Origin of the sequence: Allobosea eneae, assembly GCF_042657265.1 — a bacterium.
GTDB classification, from domain to species: domain Bacteria; phylum Pseudomonadota; class Alphaproteobacteria; order Rhizobiales; family Beijerinckiaceae; genus Allobosea; species Allobosea eneae.
The window spans coordinates 15132-35534 of record NZ_JBHSLW010000016.1; the positions used below are offsets into that span (position 1 = coordinate 15132).

Genomic DNA, 20403 nt, shown 5'->3' on the forward strand with positions numbered 1-20403 from the left:
ATAAGGGGCGAGGGACGGGAACCGCCACGCATTCTGTGCGTTGAAGTAACGGAGGTACTCCGATGCACATAGCGCCGATCAGATCGCCGCTCGACATGGCGCGCGCGCAGGCGCGCCTCGCCGCCTTGGGAGCTTCTTCCCGAAAGGCCGACGAAGAGCTCGAATATGCGGCGTTGCGCGATGCCGTCGAGCATTACCGCTGCATCACCGAGCGGGTCGCCGGGGGATCGCCGCCGGCCTGGATCGGCCCGGACGCGATAGAGCTCGGTTCGAGCCGTCAGCCGCGCCGCGCGAGCTGAGCGAGCCTGCGGCCGACAGGCAGATCGTCGAGCAGATCGCCAGCGTCGCCGTCCAGCCTGTGACGCCAGTTGGGCTTTTCGACGGTGGTGCCGGGGACGTTCGGCTGTGTCCGGATACCGAGCGCGTCCTCGACCGGCACGATCTTCAGCGCGCAGGGCGTCGCCGCAACATAGCGCACGGCCGCATCGACGACAGGGTCCGTATCATCGGGCGCCGGTCGTTCGCGGTCGGCGATCCCGGCATCGCGAAAGGCTCCCCATAGAATTCCACGGTCCCATTCGCGAATGCCATGGTGGTCGATTTCGCCGCCCGAGGGATCGAGATCGGAGCCTGCCCACCAGCCGGCTGTGGGGACCAGGTCGTGCGTGCTCGTCATCGCGACGGCCTGTGCATCCCAATCCTGTGGCGGCACATAGCCATGCTGTGTGCGCTCGAAGCGGAGCACGCGCATCCCGGCGATGCCCTGCTCGCGCAATTGCTCGCGGAAGCCATAAGGCAATGTCCCAAGATCCTCCCCGATGACGATGGCTTGATGACGCCAGGATTCGAGCGCGATCAGACAGAACAGCGTCTCGGACGGAAAGGTGACATAGGCGCCGTCGAGCGCTCCGGCGCCTTCCGGAATCAGCCAGAGGCGGCTCATTCCCATAACGTGATCGATGCGGATGCCGCCGACATGGCGTAGGCTTGCCCGCAGGGTCTCGATGAACGGCGCATAGCCGCTCGCCGCCAGGCCGAGCGGTGAGAAGGTGGTCAGTCCCCAGTTCTGGCCATGAATCGCGTAATAGTCGGGCGGCGCACCGATGGTGAGCCCGATCAGCACATCGCTCGGTCGGCTCCAGGCATGGCTGCCGGCACCATCCATACCGATGGCGAGATCGGCGACGAGGCCGACCTTCATCCCGGCCTCGCGACAGATCCGCTGGGCGTTCGAATAGGAGCGCCCAGTCAGCCATTGGAGGAAGATCTGGTGGTCGATCTCCTCGGCATGGCCTGCTGCGAAAGCAGCGACGTCCGCGCTCGCGGCATCGCGATAGTGGGCCGGCCAGTCGCGCCAGTGCAAGGATGCCGGGTCTCGTTCGCATTGCCCTGCATGGAGCAATTCGAAGACCGCGTGGTCGCGCAGCAGGGGCGACGCGCCGGCCGAGAAGCGCTCGAAATCCTGGCGCGCCGCTGCCGCTGAGGACGACACCCGCATGGCTTCGAACAAAGCCTTCAGCAGACGCTGACGCAACGGCGTCGCTCGCAACCAGTCGATTTCGGTCAAGGGCGAGAGGTTCGCCATCTCCTCGCTAAGTCCGTTCTGCGCGGCGACGTCCCGGATGAAGGCCTCCGGCAGCGCCGCCGCCGGATCGGCGTGAAGCGGATTGTAGAACAGCCGCGTCGACGGAGAGTACGGGCTAAATCGGTCTGGCAGCGAACCGTAAAGGGCATGCACCGGGCTGATGGCCAGGGCATCGGCACCATGCGCCGCCGCCGCCCGGCCGAGGGCGGCAACCCCGGCGAAATTGCCAATGCCGCCGTCCAGCCCGCTGCGGAGCGAATAGATTTGCGCAGCAAGGCCCCAGCCGGTTTGCCCGTCGGCGAGATCAGCGAACGTCACGCAACGGCGTGGAGCGATGGCAACGGTGACATCGCCGTCAGCGAGATGAACGGTATGGTAGCCAGGCTCCGCGAATGGGGGCAGGGTCGTTGCGCCGTCATCGGCCGTGTGCGGCGACAATATGAGCCTCCCGCCCTGTTCGAGCGTGATCTCGATATCTCCGGCGCCCTTGGGTGCGAACGGCAGCGCGACAGGCTGCCCGACACGGGAGACGATGAAGCGCGAAGCGGACCCCGCATCTCGCAGCGAGACGATCTGAAGTGAATCCTTGATGGCGGCATCTGTGTCCGCCGGCAGCCCGATCGCCAAGAGGATGGCGCGCAGGCTTGCTGGAGAAACCTGGTGAATCACGCCGGCTTGATCCGTCCAATCAGGCGCAACCCCGGCGCGGATTGCAAGTTCGCGAAGACTCTGGTCCGTCATAGGTCGCCAAGCCGTCTGGGATGGGATGTCATTCAACTGTTTTGAGCAGCGCCACAACCGCGGACACAAGCATGCCCGTGGCGCAACGCGGCAGAGGTGTCCGGCGTTCCCGTTCCGCCGTGTTTGAGCTTCAGCTCGCGCGCTTGGAACATGGAGCGTCTGCGGCGGTTGTTTCCAGCGCCTGATGCAGCCGGGAGATAGCCCTATGAACCGCGAAAAACTCGTGCGGGATACCGCCTATGCGATCTGGGAGGCCGAAGGCCGTCCCGAAGGGCGTGACTCCGAGCATTGGCGGCTCGCAGAGGAGCGGGTTGCGCGAGGCGACACGGGGCAAGAGAAATCCAAGACCGCGACCGCGCCAAAAGGGCGGAGCAAGAAGGAGACGGCCGAAAAGCCTGCTGCGACAAAGGTCAGGACCAAGAAGGCGTCCTGATTGACAATTGGCGGATCCTCGAACCCGCCCTTGTCGGCTCGCTTCAGTCCCACCATCTGGCGGCCGAGAAGCGCTCCTAAACTCCGAGCGCGCTGGCATAGACCGACGCGTAGTGGAAGCTCGGACGTCGCCAGTCGAAGCGCTTCGACATGGCTTGCCCGCGCATCAGCTTGAAGGCCCGCTTGGAGCGATAGGCGTCGAGCGCGCGGCGTACGGCCGCGGACAGTCCCGCCCCGCTCAGCGACGAGAAGAGGAAGCCCGAGACGCCGTCTTCGATCGTATCGACGAGTCCGCCGGTGCGGTAGGCGATCGGGAGCGCTCCGGCCCTTTGCGCATACATCTGGCTCAATCCGCAGGGCTCGAATCGCGACGGCATCAGCAGAAAATCGCTGGCCGCGAACAAACGCCGCGCCTCGGCCTCGTCGAAGCCGATCCGTGCAGCGACGGCGTGCGGGTAGCGCTTCGCCAGATGTGCGACCGCATCCTCCAGGCGGGACTCACCCTGGCCCTTGACCACGAGCTGTCCGCCGGCGGAGACGATCGTCTCGGCCGCCTCGATCGAAAGATCGATGCCCTTCTGATGGACGAGACGGGAGATGATCGAGAAGAGCGGCCCGCGCGACTCCGGCAGCGCGAACGCCTTGCGGATCGCACTCGCATGGCGGCGCTTCCACTGCCGGACGACCTGCTCGGTCGTCGCCCCGCCTTCGATCAGCCTATCCCAACTGGCGTCGATGCCGTTGACGATCCCGGTCAGATGGCCGGCTTTCATCCGGCTCCGAAGCAGACCGTCGAGGCCGCAGCCATGTTCGGGCGTGGTGATCTCCCTCGCATAGGTCTCGCTCACCGTGGTAACGTGAGAGCCATAGAAGATGCCGGCCTTGAGAAAGGACAGCATCCCGTGGAATTCGGCGCCGTCGACGCTGAATGCTTGGTTCGGTATGCCAAGGGCAGCCATTCGACCAGGCTCGAACAGACCCTGATAGGCCAGATTGTGGATAGTCAGGATTGTCGGTGTCGCCACCTCCTTCCAGCGCAGGTAGCCGGCGGTGAGCCCGGACGGCCAGTCGTTGATATGGAGGATGTCGGGTCTCCAGTTCGGGTCGACCTCGCCAGCCGCGATCTCCGCTGCCGCGAGCGAGAGGCGAGCGAAACGGATGTCGTTATCGAGGAAATCGCTGCCGCCGAACGGGCCGTAGGGCGAACCTGGGCGATCATAGAGCTCGTCGCAGAGAACCGCATAGATCGTCAGGCCGTCGGCCGTAGCGAAGCGGCCGAGCGACCAGGGCGGCAGTTCGGCCGTGCCTGGCATTTGGCGCACGACGTCCATCGCCGGCTTGGCGGCGCGGACCTGGCGAAAGCCGGGAATGAGAACGCGGACGTCGCAATGTGAGCGCATCTGGCGCGGCAGGGCCGCCGAAACCTCTCCCAAGCCACCTGCCTTGATGAAGTCGCTCATCTCCGAGGTCACGAAGAGCAGCTTTGTCGTCCCTGCGAGCGGGGATGGGTCGTCGTGGGAGTCGTCTTTGACAGCATGAGCATAGTGAAGAGCGTGCGCCGAGGTAGAGGACGCCGCCCTCGTGTCGGTGAGCTTCAGAACGTCCGCCATTGCCGGTTCCCTCGTGCGAACCCGCAACCGTGAGCTTGGTCGCGAGTTCCATGATGCGGTGCAAAATTCTCATGCAAGCTCGGGGCCGGTCTGGAACTGGCGGCCCCCTGTCACGTTGCACTCGACACGGCGCCGCGAGCGGCTGGCCGTCGAGAGCAGGTCCTCTGCTCGAGCACCCAGGGACAATTACGACATGGCGCAAGATCAGATCGAGGTGAGGCCAGGCTCCTCAGTCGAGCTCGGGGCTAACTTCGATGGCGAAGGCACCAATTTTGCGCTGTTCTCGGCCTATGCCGATCGTGTCGAGCTATGCCTGTTCGATGACAGCGGCAAGACAGAGACGGCGCGCATAACGCTTCCGGAGTATACGGATGAAATCTTTCATGGCTATCTACCTGGAATTCGTCCCGGGCAGCGCTATGGTTACCGAGTGCATGGCCGGTTTGCACCGGAAGAGGGGCACCGCTTCAATCCTCACAAGCTCCTACTCGATCCCTATGCCCGCGAACTCGCCGGGAGTCTTGACTGGAACGCGGCGCATTACGGCTACGATTTGAACGCCGGTGCGGATCGCGATCTCAGTTTCAGCGAGCTCGACAGCGCGCCTTTCATGCCCAAATGCGTCGTCTGCGATTGGAAAACGGATCCGCAGCCGCCGGCCAAGCCGCTCGTTCCGTGGGACCGGACCGTCTTCTACGAAACGCATGTCCGCGGCTTCACCCAGCTCCATCCGGCCGTGCCGGAGGCCGAGCGCGGCACCTTCGACGGGCTGCGTCATGAGCAGGTGATCGACTACATCCGCAGTCTCGGCGTCACCTCGGTCGAGCTGCTGCCGGTTCATGCCTATCTCGACGACCATCATCTCGTCTCGAAGGGCCTCTCGAATTATTGGGGTTACAACAGCATCGGGTTCTTCGCGCCGATGCAGCGCTATGAGGGCAGGGCGGGTCTTGCCTCGTTCCGCGAGATGGTCCGGGCTTTCCATGATGCCGGGCTCGAGGTGATCCTCGACGTAGTCTACAACCACACGGCGGAAGGCAATGAGCTTGGCCCGACGCTCTCCTTCAAGGGCATCGACAATTTCTCGTACTACCGAACGATGCCCGAGGAGCCGCGCTACTACATCAACGACACCGGCACCGGGAACACGGTCAACACTAGCCATCCGCGCGTGCTGCAGCTGGTGATGGATTCTTTGCGCTATTGGGTCGAGGTGATGGAGGTCGACGGTTTCCGCTTCGATCTCGGCACGATCCTCGGCCGTGAGCCGCATGGCTTCGATCCGCGCGGCGGCTTTTTCGACGCGATGGGCCAGGACCCGGTGCTACGCAAGGTCAAGCTCATCGGCGAACCCTGGGACATCGGTCCGGGCGGCTACCAGGTCGGAGGTTTCCCGCCGGGCTGGGCCGAGTGGAACGACAAGTACCGCGATACGGTTCGCGCCTACTGGAAGGGCGAGGAGGGCATCATCCGTGACCTCGCGGCGCGGATCACGGGGTCGGGGGACGTCTACGACCAGCGCGGCCGGCGGCCCTGGGCGAGCGTCAACTTCATTACTGCCCATGACGGCTTCACACTGAACGATCTCGTCTCCTACAACGACAAGCACAACGAAGCGAATGGCGAGGACAACAAGGACGGCCACGGCCATAACCTGTCCTTCAATCACGGCGCCGAGGGGCCGACCGACGATCCAGGCATCCTCACCGTCCGCCAGCGCCAGAAGCGCAACATGCTGGCGACGCTGCTCTTGTCGCATGGCACGCCGATGCTGCTCGCCGGCGACGAGCACGGCCATTCCAATCACGGCAACAACAATGTCTACGCCCAGGACAACGAGACGGCCTGGATGCGCTGGGAAGAGATCGGCGCCAGGGACGGGAAGCTCAGAGACTTCGTGCGGCGGGTCCTGCAATTGCGGGCCGAGCATCCGATCTTCCGCCGCGCCTCGTTCCGCGATGGCTGCCTGCTGCGCTGGATCAACCCGGCCGGCGGCGAGCAGCAGGAGGAGCATTGGGACGACCCCGGCGTGCTGGCGATCGGACTGTTGATGCATATGCCGGATGTCGAGTCAGGCGGCGACGAGGCGCTCATGCTGTTCAATGCGTTCGACGGCGAGGTCGTCTTCAAGATCCCACCGCGCGTAAAGAGCGGGTCCTGGTCGGTGGTGCTGGACACTGAGACCGGCCCCAATTCGGATGAAGGCCGCAAGGGGCTGAAGGCCGATCAGGAGATCACGCTCTCACCGCGCTCGCTGATCGTACTGATGTAGCCGACCGGGTGCCAAGTTCAGCCGGGCCGCCACAGGCTCACGCTGCGTGCGGGAAGATCGTCGCCGCCGTCCGCCGAGCAGAGCAGGCGAGCCCAGCCTTGCTCGGCCTGCGACAGCGAGAGACCCGTCCAGCTCCGATTGATCGCGATGAGCACGTTGTCCGACTGATCGCGCAGCATCAGGCAGAGCGCGTCCAGGCTTTGCCATTCCTCGTCGGCAATCGCCGATCCCTCCGGCTTGAGCCATTGCGCCTCGGGTGGATCCCCGTCAGCGCTGAGAAATCCATTTCGGGTTAGCAGGGGTAGTTCGCGACGCAGCCGCGCGAGACCAGCGACGAATGTGATCAGATCCTCATCGGCATTCGTCCAATCGAGCCATGTCGTCTCGTTGTCCTGGGCATAGGCGTTGTTATTGCCGCCTTGCGAGCGGCCGAACTCGTCGCCGCCGGTCAACATCGGGATGCCACGCGACAGGAAGAGTGTCGCGAGCAGCGCGCGCACATCGCGAGCGCGGGCCGGGGTCACCATAGCGTCGTCGGTCTGTCCTTCGCGGCCGTTATTCCAGCTATGGCTGTCATCGTCGCCGTCGCGATTGTCCTCGCCATTGGCTTGGTTGTGTTTGCCGGCGTAGCTGACCAGATCGGCGAGCGTGAAGCCGTCATGGGCGGCCAGGAAGTTGACGCTTGCATGCGGCCCGCGATGGCGCGCCGCAAAGAGGTCCGACGAGCCGGAAAGCCGCGTCGCGAGCGCTCCGGCCATGCCGGCGTCGCCGCGCCAGAAGCGGCGGACATCGTCGCGGAAGCGCCCATTCCATTCGGCGAAGGGGAAAGGGAACTCGCCGAGCTGGTAACCGCCCGGGCCAACATCCCAGGGCTCGGCGATCAGGATGGCTTGCGAGAGCTCCGGGTCCTGCAGGATTGCCGCGAGGAGCGGTGCGTCGGGTGTGAAGCCTCCCGCTGTTCTGCCCATCACCGTCGCAAGGTCGAAGCGGAAGCCGGCGACGCCGAGGCTGCGCCAATACCGGAGCGCATCCATCGCCAGCCGCACCACCGGCGCACGATCGAGCGCCAGCGTATGGCCGCAGCCGGTGTCGTTGACGAGCCGCCCGGGATCGTCCTGCGCATGGCGATAATAGACGGCATGGTCGAGGCCGCGCAGCGAGATCGTCGCGCCGAATACGTCGCTCTCGGCGGTGTGGTTCAGCACGATGTCGAGGATCATGCCGATGCCGGCCTTGGCATAGGTGGTGCAGAGCTTGCGCAGGTCCTCAGCCCCGTCCGGGGCGATCCGCGGATCGAGTGCGAAGAAGTTGACGGGGTTGTAGCCCCAGCCATTGCGCAGCCCGAGCGGCGGCAGATGGCGTTCGTCCATCCACGCCGCGATCGGCATGAGCTCGACATGGCTGACGCCGAGACGGCGGAGATGATCCAGAATGCTAGGTTCGCTCAGAGCGGCGAGCGTCCCGCGCAGCGTCTCCGGCACTGCTTGATGGCGCATGCTGAACGCTTTTGGCGCGATCTCGTAGATGAAGCTCGGTGGCTTGGTCTGGGCCAGCAGCGGCGCACTCTCCGCGACGACGACGCAACGCGGCACGAGATCGACCGTCTCCTCGCCGTGCTGCGCCAGCCGTGGGTCCCAGCGAAACGGCCGATCGATTGCCCGGGCGTAGGGATCGACCAACAGCTTGGCCGGGTCGAAGCGATGGCCGCGATCGGGCTGCCACGGCCCCTCGGCCCGTAAGGAATAGCGCAGACCGGGACCGGCGCGGGGAAGCAGGCCATAGTGGACATCTCCGCTCCGGCAGGGCAGCGGCAATCGCGCGGTCTCCGTCTCGCCGCTCTCGTCGAAGAGCGAGACCAGCAGGCGCTCGCCGTTCTGCGAGAAAACGGCGAAGGCGACGCCCTCTGTCGTGACCGTCGCGCCGAGCTGCGGCGGCAGCCCGCAAGGGATCAGCTCGGTCCTCACCGCCGAAATCGCCGCATCGCCGGATCGCACGGTCGCAAGGGTCAGGCTCGTGCGGCCTGGCCTGCCGGCACATGCCAGATGCGCTCGGCATATTCGCCAATTGCCCGGTCGGCACTGAACCAGGCGCAATGGGCCGTGTTGGCGACCGACATCTGCCACCAGCGCGCGCGATCGGCCCAGAGCGCGTCGACCCGTCGCTGCGCCTGGTGATAGCTTTCGAAGTCGCGCAGCACCAGGAACCAGTCGTTCAGGCGCAGGCCCTCGACGAGTTGGGCATAGCGATCACGCTCGCCGGGCGAATAAGCGCCGCCGGCGACGGCGTCGAGCACGCCTTCGAGATGCGGCGTGGCGCGGATCACTTCGGCGCTCGGCCGCGGATTGCGCTTGGCGATCTCGACCTCGTCTGCGGTCAGGCCGAAGATTACGATATTGTCCGCGCCGACGCGTTCGCCGATCTCGATATTGGCGCCGTCGAGCGTGCCGATGGTGATCGCGCCATTTAGCGCGAACTTCATATTGCCGGTTCCTGAGGCCTCCATGCCGGCGGTTGATATCTGCTCGGAGAGATCGGCGGCGGGGATGATCAGCTCGGCGAGGCTAACATTATAGTTCGGCAGGAACACGACCTTGAGGCGGTCACGGGTGGTGATGTCGTTGTTCACCACGGCCGCGACGTCGTTGATCAGATTGATGATCGATTTGGCCGTGGTGTAGTTCGAGGCGGCCTTGCCGGCGAAGACCTTCACCCGCGGCGCCCAGTCGCGATAAGGCTCGCTCCGGATAGCATTGTAGAGCGCGATCGTCTCAAGGATGTTGAGGAGCTGGCGCTTATATTCGTGGACGCGCTTGATCTGTACGTCGAAGAGCACCTCAGGATCGACAACGACGCCGCAGTCCTGCTGGATGACCTTGGCGAGCCTGAGCTTGTTGTCGCGGCGGATGGCGGCGAGCCGCTCCTGCACCGCGCGATCGTCGGCATGGGCGCCGAATTGCCGGACTAGACCGATATCGTCCGCAACCGCCTCGCCGCAGACCTCCTGCAGCAACCGGGTCAGGCCGGGATTGGCGTTGAGTAGCCAGCGCCGCGGCGTGATGCCGTTGGTGACGTTCGTGATCCGCTCCGGGAAGGCCCGGTGCAATTGGGCGAACACCGTCTCCTTCATCAGGTTGGAGTGGAGGGCCGAGACGCCGTTGACGGTATGCGAGCCGACGAAGGCGAGGTTTGCCATGCGCACGCGCCGTCCGTGATGCTCGTCGATCAGCGACAGGCTCGCCAGATCGGCGTCGGGCGAGCGGCGGCGCACTGCATCGAGGAAGCGGGCATTGATGCCGAAAATGATCTGCATATGCCGCGGCAGCAGGCGCTCGACCAGCGCGACGGGCCAGGTCTCGAGCGCTTCGGGCAGCAGAGTGTGGTTGGTGTAGGAGATCGTCGCGTTGGTGATCTCCCAGGCCTTCTCCCAATTGAACTTATGCTCGTCGAGCAGGAGCCGCATCAGCTCCGCCACAGCCAGGGACGGGTGCGTATCGTTCAGCTGGATGGCCGCCTTCTCGGCGAGATTGTCGAGGCTGCCGAACTGCCGGTGGTGACGATGGACCAAGTCCTGCAGCGAGGCCGAGGTGAAGAAGAACTCCTGCCGCAGGCGCAATTCCTGCCCGGCCGGCGTCGAGTCATTGGGATAGAGGACCTTCGAGATCGCCTCGGCGCGATTGCGCTCTGCGACGGCGCCGACAAGATCGCCCTTGTTGAAGGCGTCGAGGGAAAGCGGATGCATGGCGCGGGCGCGCCAAAGCCGCAGAGTCGTGGAATCGCGGCCGCGCCAGCCGACGACCGGGGTGTCATAGGCGACGGCGAACACCGTCTCCTCAGGTGTCCAGACAACCTGATCCGGCCCGCTGGCAGCCACCGAACCGCCGAAGCCGATGCGATAGGACGCCTCGCGCCGCTCGAACTCCCAGGGATTGCGGAATGACAGCCAGTCCTCCGGCCGCTCGATCTGCCGGCCGTTCTCGATGCCCTGCTTGAACAGGCCATGATCGTAGCGGATGCCGTAGCCGAGCGCCGGGACGCCGGTCGAGGCCATTGCCTCCATATAGCAGGCCGCCAGACGGCCGAGGCCGCCATTGCCGAGCGCTGCATCGGGTTCGATGGTCTCGATCTCCGGCAGATCGACGCCGAGCTCGCGCATGGCGCGCGTCATCGGCTCGGTCAGCCCGAGATTGTTAAGCGTGTCGGCGAGCGAGCGGCCAATCAGGAATTCGAGCGAGAGATAATAGACGCGCTTGCGGCCTGTCGCGTAGCTCTCCTTCGTGCTTGCCTGCCAGACGTCGATCGCATGATCGCGCGTCGCAAGGATGCCCGCGGTCAGCCAGTCATGCGCTTGGGCGGCGGCGGGGGCTTTGCCTAGCGAATAGGTGAGCTTGCGCAGGATTTCGGACTTCAGGCGATCGACTTGATCGTCGGGCTCGAAATGGACGGCTGCGGTCCGCTTGTCGGATAGATCGTTCAACCGCGATGTTCCTCTGCCTTGGAGAAGGTGTCGGCCGATGGCGCTGGTTGCCGGGCACGAGTCTAGGAGATGAGGATGCAATCGCCAAGGGTGAGTGTGATGCAGGACGACTGAATCAGGATTTTACGCCTGCAGAAACGCCGACTTCTTCAACACAATCGGCGCGCGGCTGCCACTGAGCTTCGTCCCTCGGATAGCTCCAAATCGGTCCGGGCGTTCAGGCGTCCGGCACGTCGACTTCGATCAGGATGGCGTCGTGGCGCCAATACTCGAAATCGCAATCGCGGATGCCGTTGTTCAGCCCATGATTCACGCGAGTCACAAGCAAGGCTGGACTGCCGCCCGCCACATGTAGCGCCGCGGCCGCGTCCCCGCTGACCGCGGTCGGCGTGATCTGGTACTTCATCCGGCCGTAATCGAAGCCGTAGATGTCGCGATAGAGCTCGGTCAGCGAGACTGACAGGTCGTGCTCGAAGAGGCCGGGGAAGACCTCGGCCTGAAAATAGTGCTCGACATAAAGCACGGCGCGCCCGTCGATCGAGCGCACCCGGCGGATGCAGGCCATTTTGGTGCTCGCCGGAATGTCGAGAAGGTCCAACACGCGCGCCGGAGGGCGGACGAGCTGCCTGTCGATGACGCGGGTGCTCGGAAGGCGGCCCTGCTGCAACGCCGACAAGGCAAAATGCCCGCGCGCCTGCGGATTGTAGACGAATCGGGCCGGTGAGACGAACCAGCCGCGGCGCTCCTCGCGGTAGATCAAGCCCTCCGCCTCCAGCTGAATCAGGATCTCGTGCAGCGTGACGCGCGACGTCTCGAATTCGAGGCAGAGCTGCCGCTCTGAGGGCAGTCGCTCCCCCGGCCGGTACGTCCCGCCACCGATGCGCTCCTGGATTGCCTGCTTGATCGCCTTGACGCGTCCCCGGCCCTCGCCGCGCACCCGCCCATTGATGCGCGCGCCATCCTTGCTCGTGGCCCTGATCAAATTCCTCACCGTCACCACCGTGTCACTCAGCTGTCAAGGACACGTCCTAGCTTTGGGAAACTGGACTAGTCCACACAAATAAAAACTGTGATTTCAACATCCTAACAAGATCGACCGCCATCCCTCTGGAGCCTGTTGACCATGTCAGACGCTACCCTGTCCGCCGCCGGCACGACGCCGCTCAACGCGATGCTTGTCAAAAAAGGCGGCGAGCCGCAATCGATCAACCTCGTCGAGAAATTCGGCGCGGGCTATACCTTCAGCGTCGAGGGCACGAACGACGCGGCGGTCAACGCGACCGTCGACGCCAATGGCGTACTGACGCTGAATTATGGCGAGCTCGGCCATTCCGATATCCGCATCGTCGCGACCGCGCCCGATGGCTCGACCATGACCGACGGCTTCCGCGTCCGCGTCGCCGGCGAGAGCGCCTATACGATCGCTGTCATTCCCGACACGCAGGACTATACCGACCACCCGAACCTGACTCATATGTTCGGCGACATGATGCAGTGGCTGGTCGACAACAAGGACAGCCTCGGCATCCAGTTCGTCACCCATGTCGGCGACGTCACGCAGCACAATCGCCCTGCCGAGTGGGCTATCGCCGAGGCGGCGATGCGGAAGCTCGACGGCAAGATCGCCTATTCGCTACTGCCGGGTAATCACGACCTCGGCCCGAACGGTTCGGCCTCCGACCGCTCACAGGACAATCTCAGCGCCTATTTCACGGTCGAGGAGCAATCCAAGCTGCCGGGCTTTGGCGGCGTCTACGACAAGGAGCCGAACAGCTTCGCTAACAACTACTACACCTTCACCGCGCCGGACGGCACCAAATGGCTGTCGCTCTCGCTCGAGTTCGGCCCGCGTGACGACGTGCTGCGCTGGGCGGGCGAGGTGATCGAAGGCCATCTCGACCATCGCGTGATGCTGACCACGCACGGCTACATGGCAGGCGACGGCCGCGTCGGCTCGATCACCCCCGCCCTCACCGGCGAGAATGCCGGCCCATCCTATGGCGTCGGCAATTCGGTCGAAGGCTCCTCGGATGGTGACGGCATCTGGAACAAGCTGGTCGCCAAGTACCCGAACATCGCCTTCACCTTCTCGGGCCATAATTTCATCGACGGCGCCGAGACGCAGATCGACTACAACTCGGCCGGCGATCCCGTCCTGCAGATGCTGGTCAACTACCAGAACGGCATTGCCCGCGAGATCACCGGCAATGGCAATCCGGCGCAGGGCAACAATGGCGGCAACGGCGCCATCCGTCTGATCACGATCGACCCAGAGAACGACGCGGTCTACACCGAGACTTATTTCACTGATCTCGACGATTATCTCGACGGCTACCGGACCAAGGAAGAGAACGATCGCGACGGCCTGACCGGCTATTACCGTGGCCACCAGGAGGAGTTCCAGGACATCGACCTGTCGAACCCAGCCGTCAACGCGCTGGCCAAAGCCGGCAAAGACATGGTCGTCGACGCGGCTGAGGGCGATGTCGCCACGGTGAGCCTCGATGCCTCGAAGAGCATCATCCCGGCCGAGGCAGAGGTCACCTATGCCTGGAAGAACGCCGACGGCCATGTCGTCGCCACAGGCGTCAAGCCGAGCCTCGAGCTTGCGGCCGGCCAGCATGTGCTGACACTCGAGGTCACCGGCGCCAACGGCTCTGTCAGCCGCGACGAGATCCGCGTCACCGTCACCGGCGAGAGCACGCTGCTCGCGGACAATTTCAATGACGGCAACCTCAACGGCTGGTCCGTGCCGCAAGCCGGCCCCAACCTCGTCGAATACGGCACGGCTCAGCAGTTCGGCCTGCCGGCCATGACCGGCGGCCAGGCCGACGTGCTCAAGTTCCCGCACTTCACCAAGGCCCAGGGCCTGGTGCTCGACACCAACGCCACCTCGGTGACCGGCGACGGGCTGATCTGGTCCTACAGCATCGTCATGGACGTGCTGATCCCGAACGAGGAGGGCTGGACCTCTCTGTTCCAGACCCAGCTCAACAACAGCAACGACGCCGAGCTCTATATCCGCAACGACGGCGACGGCACCGGCAGCCTCGGCATCAACAGCAGCTACCATGGCGACTTCAAATACGGCGAGTGGCAGCGCATCGGCTTCACCTTCGAGCGTCAGGGCACCAGCAACACCGTCGTCGTCAAGAAGTACATTGAAGGTGAGTTCGTCGGGCAGCAGAGCATCAACGACGCCTTCCGCTTCACCGTCGACGCGGCCAAGGGCATCCTGCTCTTCAGCGACGACGGCGCGGATACCTCGCGCGGTTATCTCAACAGCGTGCTGTTCAGCGACCGCGTGCTGACGGGCGCCGAGATCGCCGGCTTCGGCAAGGCCGATGCCGACGGCATCTCGATGGCTCCGATCGCCGGCGCCTCGCAGTTCGACTTTGCTGGCGGCAGCCTCGCACCGAGCTTCGGCCCCGGCTCGATGGCGGTGCAGACCGGCACCAGCACGCCGACGAGCCCGATCAAGGTCGTCGGCACCGTCCAGTCCGGCGAGGCCGATGGCGAGGGCACGCTGAAGGACCTCACCAATGCCGGCACCAATCTGCTGATCTGGAACGAGGCCGCCGCGAAGCAATGGAGCGACTATGTCTATGACATCACGCTCAGCACCAATGACAGCTCGGGCAAGATCGGCGTCGTCTTCGGCTATCAGGACCAGCAGAACCACTACCGCCTGACCTTCGACGTCAGCGGCAATGCCCGCACGCTCGTCAAGGTGCAGAACGGCATCGAGACCGTGCTCGCCACGGTGCCGCGCGGCATCGTCATGGCTACCGAGGTCGATCTGCGCGTCGCGATGGTGAATGGCGAGATACGCGTGCTACTCGACGGCCACGACGTCTTCGGCGGGCCGGCCGTCGATGCCAACCCGCTCGCGGGCGGCACGGTCGGCGTCTATTCCCAGACGCAGGACACCGCCACCTTCGACAATGTCACCGTCAACCGGGCAGCGCTGACCGCGCATGGCGAGAGCGCCGCGCGCGCGCTCGACACGGACGGCAATGGCCTCGCCGAGGTCACGGTCACGGCCGGCGCCTCCTTCGGCCCGGACGCGATCGCGAGCTATCGCTGGCTGCTCGACGGCGAGGAGGTCGGCACCGGCAAGGATGCCGTCCTGTCGCTGCCGGTCGGCACCAAGGAGCTCGTCCTCGAAGTCACCGATACGGCCGGCAAGACCTCGACCGACATCGTCAAGGTCGAGACGGTCGTTCAGGACGGCGTCAAGCTGCTCGACGGCTTCGACGGCGCTCTCTCCAACTGGCGCCTGGTCAGCGAAGGCGAGAACGGTGTCACCGCGAACTGGCGTATCCAGGATGGCCGCCTGGTCCAGGATGCCGACGTGATGTCGCGCCAGCTCACCAACAACGGCAACGCCTCCAACTCGAACTTCTGGGACAGCGGCTGGAGCCCGCTCGGCGATGGCGACTACGTCCTGCGCAAGGGCGCCTATGCGCTCTATGAGGGCGCTGGCGCCTTCGACTGGAAGGACTATTCGGTCGAGGTCACGCTGCGTGGCGGCGGCAACGATGCGATGGGCCTGATGTTCTATTATCAGGACGCGAAGAACTACTATAAGGTCGAGCTCGACGCCCAGTACAACGTCTTCCAGATGGTCCGTGTCGTCGACGGCATCGAGAGCGTCGTCTCCCGCACCGCCGGCCGCTATGCGCTGAACGACGACATCCGCCTGCGCGTCGACATCAAGGATCATCTCATCGACGTCTATCTCGATGGCGAGCCGGTCTTCGAGAACAAGATCGAGGACCGGACCCATCAGGGCGGCACCTTCGCGCTTTATAACTGGGGCGCTGCTGGCGGTGTCTCTTATGACGATGTGCGGGTGATCTCGCTGGCCGACGAGATCTTGGGCACGGCGGGCGACGATGTGCTGGTCGGCACGGCGAAGTCCGAGGTGATCAGCGGTCTCGCCGGCGACGACGCGCTGAGCGGGCTTGGTGGCGACGACGTACTCGCCGGCGGCGAAGGTGACGATGCGCTCGACGGTGGCGAAGGCGACGACGCGCTGAAGGGCGGCGCGGGCGATGATAAGCTGAGCGGCGGCGCAGGCGACGACCTCCTCGTCGGCGGCGAGGGCGACGACGTCCTCGACGGCGGCGAGGGCAGCGACACCGCCGACTACTCCGCCGGCAGCGCCGGTATCACAGTTGACCTCGCCGCTGGCGAGGCCGACGGCGACGCGATCGGTGTGGATGCGCTCGACTCGATCGAGATCGTCATCGGTGGCTCCGGAAACGATGTCATCAGCGGCAACGACGTCGCCAATACGCTCGACGGCGGCGCCGGTGACGACAGGCTGAACGGGGGCGGCGGCGACGACCTCATCCGCGGTGGCTTCGGCAACGACGTCATCGACGGCGGCGCGGGCTTCGACACGCTCGATCTTTCGGCGGCGACGGCGCCGATCTCGGTCGACATCAGTCGCGGCCTGGCCTCGGGCGCCGGGATCGGCAGCGACAGCTTCCGCAATATCGAGAAGCTGCTCCTGGGCGCCGGCAATGACGTGGTGACCGGCGGCAACGGCGACGACGCCTTCGACGGCGGCGCCGGCAACGACACGCTCAAGGGCGGAGCCGGCGACGACGCGCTCGCCGGCGCCGACGGCGACGACCTGCTGGACGGCGGCTCGGGCGACGATGCCGTCACCGGCGGCCTCGGCGTCGACACGATCAAGGCCGGCTCCGGCAACGATGCGATCGACGCCGGCGAGGGCAATGACGTGATCGACGCCGGCTCCGGCGACGACAGCATCCTCGCCGGCGCCGGCAACGATGTGGTCGATGCCGGCTCGGGCGACGACCGGATCGCTGGCGGCGCGGGCAACGACACCCTGACCGGCGGCTCGGGCCATGACAGGTTCGTCTTCACCCCGGGCTTCGGCAAGGATGTGATCAGTGACTTCAAGACGACCGGCACCAGCTCGGACGTCCTCGCGTTCTCGGCGGATGTCTTCGACGATTTCGAGGACGCGCTCGAGGCGGCCGATCAGGTCGGCGCGGATGTCATGTTCACCATCGACGCGAATACGACGCTAACGTTGAAGAACGTCCAGCTCAGCAGCCTCAACGACTTCCACTTCGTCTAAAGCTACTGCCTGGTCTCATAACCCATAAGCGACGGGGCGCCGAGAGGCGCCCCGTCTGCGTTTAGGACCTATAGGGCGTGCACTCGTCCTCGGGGCAAATAGAGCGCGTACATCATCGCTTTCAAAAGCAAGCCTCACGCCCGAACTGCGAGTACCACTAAGGCGGCCGGTGTCCGCTTCGATCTGCGAGACGGCGCCTTCTCGTTCTCGCTAGCGCCGAGCGCGGACATGGGCCGATTTGCCGAAACGGACATTCCCAGCCGCGACTTTGAGGGCAACTCGCGCCCGCAACCCCATTCGGACACGCGCTTCGGCCGACCGCAAGGCCAAATAGCCGTCGCGAGGTCAATGGTATGTCGTTAGCTCGATCGCGCGCGACGGGCTAACCGGACTGTACTGACATGATCTGACAGGGGCGGCGATGAAGTGTGCCCGGCTGGAATTCTTGGCAGCTGGCGGGCGAACGATGTGCTGGATGCAATCATGGGTCGCCGAAAGCGTGGTCGAGGTTCCGCAGGTTGATGCTATCATATCCAGGGGATAAGCAGAAATTCGAACGTATTTGTTTCAAATTTATCGAGTTTGACGGCTCCTAGGAGGTCGCTGGTGAATAGCCTTATCCGTCGCCAAACTTTGCATGAAGAGTTGTCCGCAGAAATACGACAGATGATCCTGTCGGCCGAGCTCATTCCCGGCGACAAGGTCTTCGAGCCTGAGCTGTGCGAGCGTTTCCAGGTGTCCCGCACACCGCTGCGCGAGGCTCTCAAAGTGCTGGCGGCGGAAGGCCTCGTCCAGCTGCTGCCGAACCGCGGCGCGCGCATCGCCTTGATCACGCGCGAGGATGCGCTGCAGATCTTTCCGATCATCGGTGGTCTGGAAGCTCTCGCGGGCGAATTGGCCTGCAAGGAACTGGACGACTGCGAGATCGCCCGGATCCAGGAGCTGCACGATGTGATGGTCGACCACTATCGCCGCCAGGAGGAAGAGGCTTATATCGTTCTCAATCGCACGATCCACGAGGCCTTCATCGACGGCGCCCGCAATCCGCGGCTCGCTGACGTCTATCGGCGCGAGCATGGCCGTCTGTCGACCTTGCGCTATTTCGCGCCAAAGTCGCCGAGCCAGTGGGACGAAGCGGTGGAGGAGCACGAGCAGATGATGTCCGCCCTGCATCGGCGCGACGGGCGGCGCTTCGCGGAGATAGCGCGGGATCATATGCGTCACAAGGCCGATGTCGTCCTTCAGACGATCGATGCGCTGCAGTCGCGCAGTCGCGCGGCCTGATGCCGCGCAAGCATTCTCAGGAACCGCCCGGCGGACCGCCGCGGAAGACGCGAACTTTCGCCGCCGCGTCCGCGGGCGTCGTCACCGGGCGGTTCGCCGCAGCGGCGTCCTTGCCGCTCTTGAGCTGGCTCAGCGCCTCGCGCACGTGATGGCGATAAGCTGGAGGCCCGGAGACCGCAATCACGCCCCTTGCTTCGTCGAATCGCAACGGGAAGCGGGAATCTGCGATGCCGAGGCGGCGCAGCACCCGGTCGAGTTGCGCTGCGCTCGTACCGCTGAGCGAGACCAGCTCGGTTTGGAGCGCCGAGTGTGCGTCGACATGCAGCGTCGTGCCATCGAAATACCAGATCAGACCGTGCGCCTGCGCCAGGCGTTCGAGAAACCCTTTGGCATCGCCGCTCGCCGGCATGGCGCGCAGCCGTCCCTTCACATCGTCTGCTAGTTTGACCGGAATACGCAGATTGCGGCCGAACTCCATCAGGGCACTGCGCAAGTCCTGATCGATCGCGACATAATGGTAGGGCTTGTGCTGCCAGTCGCCGTCGACCGCCCCGGCTGGCAGCCCGCCGAGCCCAAGGCACAGCAGTCCCGAGCCAATCAGGCACGAGGTCCAGGAGACGGTCCCTCGGCCGACGATAGGTGCCTGTCCGGCCACGAGCTGCTCCCGCCCCGATCAATAATGATCAGCCATATTGCCCCGCAAGTGATCATGTCAAAGCTTATCGCATCCACCCGCCAGAATCGATGCAAATCGCAATAATGAATTATGCATTCATCATAATAAATCTGAGTACTTTGATATCCGAAATGAGTTAAATATACGCTGATGCCGCACAAAAATGCCGCTCCAGTCTTGTATATATTGGCGGAATGGCCTTGTATTGCCGCAATATCGTCGACTCGCAATCGGACCCTCGTGATCACCCCTCACGGATCTGTTTCGGGAGCAAACCATTGACTACGGCATCGCTGGCGCCGCGGCAGGGGCGCGAATTGGTTTCGGTCGCCGAGCCCCTTATTGGATTGGCCGTCGAGGCCGGGTTCCACGAGGGCGCCCGCCTGCAGCTCGAACCCGGTAGCTATCGTGTCGGATCGGCTCCGGACTGCGATATCATTCTGCATGATGAGGGTGTCGCCAGCCAACACGCTCTCCTGCGTGTCGTCGACGGCGAACTTCGGCTGGAGGCGGTGGGCGGCGCCATCGCCCTCGACCCTGAGCGCCGACGCGTGTTGCCTGCCGGAAGCGGCGTCAAGCCGACCTTGCCTGCGACCGTCTGGATCGGACGGGCGCGGCTGACATTGACCGGCCACGTCGCAGCGAAACGCATCGGCATGAAAGCCGTGATGGCGGCCTCGGGCGTTGTGGTGCTGGCGGGTGTCGTCGCAGCCTATACGCTGACGTCACAGCCATCGGCTGTCCGGCCGGTCATCGCCCCGGACAGCACCGGCGCGGCTGCAGCCGTCCGGACTTCCGGAAGTCAGGTTTCGGATGCCGCTGCGCAATTGCGCAGAGTCCTCGCCGCCACCGGCCTTTCCGGCGTTGCCGTCACGGCCTCCGGCGAGCGTGTGCTCGCATCCGGCACGATCGAGCCCGGTCAGGCGCAGGCCTGGGCTGCCGCCCAGCAGTCCTTCGACGCAGCGCATGGTAGCAGGCTTCAGCTCGGCTCCGAGGTTCGCGTCGCGCAGCAGGAGGAAGAGCCGAAGATCGCCCTGCAGGCGGTCTGGCTCGGCGAACACCCATACGTCCTGACGATCGACGGCGGACGACATCATCAGGGCGCCTTCCTCGACAATGGCTGGACGGTCCGCTCGATCACCAGGGACGGCGTCACCTTCGTCCGGGGCGAGCGCAATTTCACGCTGACCTTTTAGGAGCACGAGGCGGCG

The 20403-nt window shown here is 64.6% G+C and carries 12 protein-coding genes; 6 read left to right on the top strand and 6 right to left on the bottom strand.

Annotated features, from left to right (window positions below):
- The first annotated feature begins 62 nt into the window (after positions 1-62).
- Positions 63-299: a hypothetical protein gene (locus ACFPOB_RS12790; RefSeq protein WP_377798836.1), complete on the top strand. Its 237-nt coding sequence runs from the start codon at positions 63-65 to the stop codon at positions 297-299.
- Here ACFPOB_RS12790 and malQ read toward each other — a convergent pair.
- Entirely contained in the window at positions 278-2254 is a 1977-nt protein-coding gene (gene malQ, locus ACFPOB_RS12795) for a 4-alpha-glucanotransferase (RefSeq protein ID WP_377798838.1), read from the bottom strand. The genes ACFPOB_RS12790 and malQ overlap by 22 nt on opposite strands.
- A 277-nt stretch (positions 2255-2531) precedes the next feature.
- Between malQ and ACFPOB_RS12800 the strand changes: the two genes are divergently transcribed.
- Positions 2532-2759 carry a DUF2934 domain-containing protein gene (locus ACFPOB_RS12800; RefSeq protein WP_377798839.1) on the top strand — a complete coding sequence of 76 codons (228 nt, stop codon included), beginning with the start codon at positions 2532-2534 and terminating at the stop codon, positions 2757-2759.
- Positions 2760-2835: 76 nt separating this feature from the next.
- On the opposite strand, the gene glgA is transcribed toward ACFPOB_RS12800, so the two are convergent.
- Positions 2836-4368, bottom strand: a complete 1533-nt coding sequence (gene glgA, locus ACFPOB_RS12805) for a glycogen synthase GlgA (protein WP_377798841.1) — start codon at positions 4366-4368, stop codon at positions 2836-2838.
- A 193-nt stretch (positions 4369-4561) separates the two neighbouring features.
- Here glgA and glgX (ACFPOB_RS12810) point away from each other — a divergent pair, with 193 nt between their 5' ends.
- Positions 4562-6640 carry a glycogen debranching protein GlgX gene (gene glgX / locus ACFPOB_RS12810; protein WP_377798843.1) on the top strand — a complete coding sequence of 693 codons (2079 nt, stop codon included), beginning with the start codon at positions 4562-4564 and terminating at the stop codon, positions 6638-6640.
- 17 nt (positions 6641-6657) lie between these two features.
- Here the strand turns inward: glgX (ACFPOB_RS12810) and glgX (ACFPOB_RS12815) are convergent, their stop codons facing one another.
- The 3 genes from glgX (ACFPOB_RS12815) to ACFPOB_RS12825 all read right to left on the bottom strand — a co-directional run bounded on the left by glgX (ACFPOB_RS12815) (position 6658) and on the right by ACFPOB_RS12825 (position 12051).
- Positions 6658-8592 (bottom strand): glycogen debranching protein GlgX, encoded by a 1935-nt coding sequence (gene glgX / locus ACFPOB_RS12815; RefSeq protein ID WP_417281757.1) that lies wholly within the window; start codon positions 8590-8592, stop codon positions 6658-6660.
- 53 nt (positions 8593-8645) lie between these two features.
- Positions 8646-11114: a glycogen/starch/alpha-glucan phosphorylase gene (locus tag ACFPOB_RS12820; protein ID WP_377798847.1), complete on the bottom strand. Its 2469-nt coding sequence runs from the start codon at positions 11112-11114 to the stop codon at positions 8646-8648.
- Positions 11115-11331: 217 nt separating this feature from the next.
- Positions 11332-12051, bottom strand: coding sequence for a UTRA domain-containing protein (locus ACFPOB_RS12825; protein ID WP_377798848.1), 720 nt, complete (start codon positions 12049-12051; stop codon positions 11332-11334).
- A gap of 186 nt (positions 12052-12237) precedes the next feature.
- On the opposite strand from ACFPOB_RS12825, the gene ACFPOB_RS12830 reads away from it, so the two are divergent.
- Both ACFPOB_RS12830 and ACFPOB_RS12835 read left to right on the top strand, forming a co-directional pair.
- On the top strand, positions 12238-17232 hold the full coding sequence (locus tag ACFPOB_RS12830; protein WP_377798849.1) for a metallophosphoesterase: 4995 nt from the start codon (positions 12238-12240) through the stop codon (positions 17230-17232).
- Positions 17233-17838: 606 nt separating this feature from the next.
- Complete coding sequence (locus ACFPOB_RS12835; protein ID WP_377798851.1) at positions 17839-18516, top strand: GntR family transcriptional regulator; 678 nt, start codon at positions 17839-17841, stop codon at positions 18514-18516.
- A gap of 16 nt (positions 18517-18532) precedes the next feature.
- Here ACFPOB_RS12835 and ACFPOB_RS12840 read toward each other — a convergent pair whose 3' ends face one another.
- A complete protein-coding gene (locus tag ACFPOB_RS12840; protein WP_377798852.1) occupies positions 18533-18994 on the bottom strand; it encodes a secretin N-terminal domain-containing protein in 462 nt (153 codons plus the stop codon).
- 476 nt (positions 18995-19470) lie between these two features.
- On the opposite strand from ACFPOB_RS12840, the gene ACFPOB_RS12845 reads away from it, so the two are divergent.
- Positions 19471-20388, top strand: coding sequence for a SctD/MshK family protein (locus ACFPOB_RS12845; protein WP_377798854.1), 918 nt, complete (start codon positions 19471-19473; stop codon positions 20386-20388).
- Positions 20389-20403 lie beyond the last annotated feature (15 nt).